The organism is Paenibacillus sp. OT2-17, assembly GCF_009827695.1.
In the GTDB taxonomy this organism is placed as follows: domain Bacteria; phylum Bacillota; class Bacilli; order Paenibacillales; family Paenibacillaceae; genus Paenibacillus; species Paenibacillus polymyxa_B.
The window spans coordinates 1-4,001 of sequence record NZ_WUDQ01000334.1 but is presented as its reverse complement, the minus strand read 5'-3'; the positions used below and the strand labels follow the sequence as shown (position 1 = coordinate 4,001).

2 protein-coding genes are annotated in these 4,001 nt (G+C 50.3%); both read left to right on the top strand.

Translation table 11 applies throughout. The annotated features are described in order from the left end of the window. Positions 1–3,767 (top strand): helicase-exonuclease AddAB subunit AddA (addA, locus tag GRP75_RS20635; RefSeq protein ID WP_160790236.1); only part of this gene is annotated, 3,767 nt, incomplete at its 5' end. Between the two features lie 28 nt (positions 3,768–3,795). Beyond that, positions 3,796–4,001 (top strand): exonuclease subunit SbcD (sbcD, locus tag GRP75_RS20630; protein ID WP_160790235.1); only part of this gene is annotated, 206 nt, incomplete at its 3' end.

Sequence of the window (4,001 nt, the reverse complement as noted above, 5' to 3'; positions counted from 1 at the left end):
GCGAAGCGTTGGAACGTGTACTGGAGCAGGAACCGGAAAGTGAGCATGTACGCCGCCAGCTATCGTTGCTGAATCGGGCCTCGATTACGACGCTTCACTCATTTTGTATGGAGGTCATCCGCAGGCATTATCAGGCCATTCCCCTTGATCCCGGTTTTCGGATTATGAATGAGCATGAGACAGAATTGCTGCGTCAGGAGCTTCTAGAAGAACTGTTTGAGGAGAAATATGAGGCTCATGATGAAGGCAGTACATTCCGCAGACTGGTCGACTGGTTTAGTGGAGAACGCACCGATGATGCAATGTACGTGCTTGTTCAGCGGCTGTATGATTTTTCTCAAAGTCATCCGTGGCCAGAACATTGGCTGCGGGAGACAGCGGCAGCATTTCGTGTACAGGATGTAGCCGCTTTGGGAGAGACTCCCTGGGTTCGCAGTATTTTGGCGGATGCTGCACTTTCATTGCGTGGAGCAGCGAGCTTGCTGGAACAGGCGCATGAAACAGCTATGCAGCCCGGCGGTCCTGCACCTTATGCCGTGACGCTGCAAGAGGATGCGGCGATGGTGAAGGGATTGTTACAGGAGCTGGAGACACAGCCGTGGGCATCTCTATATGATCATTTTCAGACAGCTTCCTTCGGTAAGCTCAAGCCCGTCAAAAAAGATCAGACCGAGCCTGCATTGCAGGAACGGGTTAAAACGCTTCGTGAAGCAGCCAAAAAAATGATTACAGATATGAAGGCTTCCCTGTTTGGCAGGAGAGCAGAAGCCTATTGGGAGGAGCTGCACGCCGCGGCTCCGCTGATGGACGAATTGATAGAAACCGTGATTGTATTCGGGGAACGATTTCAACAACACAAGCAGTCAAAAGGGTTGGTGGACTTCGGGGATTTGGAACATTATTGTCTGAAAATATTACGACATCCCGATTCTACTCCGTACAAGCTACTACCTTCTGACGCTGCGCTCGAATATAAGGCGCAATTCGACGAGGTGCTGTTGGATGAGTATCAGGATACGAATACCGTACAGGAAGATATCGTCAGGCTGGTATCACGGGAGGAACCGGGTAACCGTTTTATGGTGGGCGACGTGAAACAGAGTATTTATCGATTTCGCCTGGCGGAGCCGGGTCTGTTTTTGAATAAGTATCAACGGTACGGCATGCAGGAGCAGGAAGATGGCTTTTTAATTGATCTGGCGCGTAATTTCCGCAGTCGGGAGGAAGTTGTCGATGCGGTCAATTTGGTGTTCCGCCAGATTATGAGTGTGGATGTGGCGGAAATTGAGTACGATGAACGAGCGTGGCTGGTACACGGCGCATCCTATCCCGACCAGTCGGATCAAGACGCCGCATCTGTATACGCACCTGAGCTGCTGTTAGTTGATAAGGGTGGACATGGTCTTTCCGAGGCTTCGGAGCTGTCCGAAGCGGAGAACGAATCTGCTCTACAGGAAAGTGAGCTGGCTGAGCTTGCGGAGCTGGAAACGGCACAGTTAGAGGCTCGTGCGATCGCGCAACGGATTAAGGAGCTGACCGGAGATACTGGACAACCACTGCTGATTTACGACAGAGGATTAAAAGCGATGCGTCCGGCAGTTTACGGCGATATCGTCATTTTGCTTCGTTCCGCAAGCGTGTGGGCCCCCCTAATTGTGGAGGAACTGCGGCTTGAGGGCATTCCGGCCTCTGGGGAGCAGACGACAGGCTTTTTTAAAGCAACGGAAGTTGAGGTAATGTTGTCTCTGCTGCATATTATTGATAATCCGCAGCAGGACATCCCGCTTGCATCCGTGCTTCGTTCGCCGATTGTCGGCTTGACCGAAGATGAACTGGCACAAATTCGGTTGGAGAAGCCGGATGGATTGTTTTATGGCGCATTGCTGGCGGCGGCTGAGGCTGACCCACTGGAAGAAAGCGAAAAAGGGATTTCAGCTGAGATCATGGAGTTGGATATTTTCCCAGAGGACTCTTTATCTTCATCTGACTTTGGTAATAGAAATGACGGGAATACGTTGTCTGCCCGACTACGTTCATTTTTGCGTAATTTGGAAGCCTGGCGGCATGAAGCCAGACAAGGCAGCTTAAGTGCATTGATTTGGAATGTGCTGGAGGAAACAGGATATCTGGATTGGGTCGGTGGACTGCCTGGCGGCTCACAGCGCCAAAGCAATTTGCGGGCGCTATATGACCGAGCGAGACAGTATGAGACTTCTACGTCCAACCGAGGATTGTTCCGATTTCTTACCTTCATTTCCCGTCTACGGGAGCGAGGCGGTGATTTAGGATCCATTAGCGGAGGGACTGAACCCGATCAGGCTGTCCGCATTATGACCATTCATAAAAGTAAAGGACTTGAATTCCCTATCGTGTTTATTGCCGGGACAGCAAAGATGTTCAATCAACAGGATCTCAATGCGCCGTTTCTTATGCACAAGGAGTTGGGGTTTGGTCCTAAATATGTGGAGGAACAAAATCGTGTCAGCTACCCTACGCTGCCTAATTTAGCGATCCGCCGACGCTCACAGCTGGAGCTATTGGCTGAGGAAATGCGGGTGTTATACGTGGCGCTTACACGTCCGCGCGAAAAGCTGATTATGACCGGAACCGTGAAGGATCTCGCTTCGCGCGCAGCGGGTTGGGCACGTGCCAAAGAACATACGGAAATTGTCTTACCAGACTATATGCTGGCGGCAGGCCGCAGCTATCTGGACTGGGTAGGTCCCGCTTTGATTCGGCATCCTTCTGCTACTTTGTTGAGGGAAGCCGCAGGTGATCAGGATGGGTACTATCACAGGCTGGAAAATATGCCGGGAACAGACTGGTTATTTAAAATCGTGGCCTCGGAAACACTTTCCGGCTCTCGTGTGAACTCAGATCATGAGGAAGAGGTGTCGGGAGAAGAGCGCCAAAAGAAGACAGAAGCACTGAGAAATGCGGAGCTAATCGACTTGAACGAAGAGAGTGAAACGGATATTGAAGCTGCTCTTTCCTGGATTTATCCGTATGAACGGGCTGGCAAGACGGCAGCCAATACATCGGTTACTGAGATGAAAAGATGGCTGGAAATGCAGGAGATGGGTTCGGACGATTGGCTGAATCTATCTACCTCCCTACTAGCAGAGTTACCGGAGGATTGGGAGGATTCTCACACTGGGGGAAGTCAATTACACTTGCGCAGACCTAAGTTTATGGGGAATCAGCGTCTGACTCCAACGGAACGAGGAACAGTCTATCATACGTTGATGCTGCATTTGCCACTAGATGGGGGGATGAGCGCCGAAGTTATTGAGGAAACCAAGGCTCGTTTGCTCAATCAGCGTATGTTACTGGATGTTCATGCAGAGGCGCTAGATACGGATAAAATATTACGCTTTTTCACTAGTGAGCTGGGGAGCAGAATGCTGGGGGCATCCCATGTTCAAAGAGAGCTTCCGTTTACTTATACCATGCGGGCAACCGATTACTGGAACCACAGCTTACCATCAATGTCACCAGGACAAGAAACAGATTCGGAAGGTGGGCAGGACGGAGATAAGGTGCTGATGAACGGGATTATTGACTGTCTATTTGAAACTCCCGAAGGACTCGTGCTGGTGGATTATAAAACAGATCGGATATCTGAATATCGTACACTGTCCCATTTAACAGACCAATATCGATTTCAATTGGAGCTGTATGCCCGTGTGATCGAAGAGATTACAGGCAAAAAGGTTGCTGAGAAGTGGCTGTATTTTTTAGAAGCTGGAGAGAGTGTACGGCTGTAGTTATATAGATAGGGAGAGGAGGAATAGCATGCGGATTTTGCATACAGGTGATTGGCATTTGGGCCGCACGTTGGAAGGACGCAGCCGTTTAAAGGAGCAGGAGGCGTTTTTGGAAGAATTGGCGAAAATGGCTGACGATCAGCAGGCCGATTTGATTATGATGGCTGGAGACGTATACGACTCAGTCAATCCATCGGCCGCAGCCGAGCAGTTGTTTTATGAAACGTCTGCCCG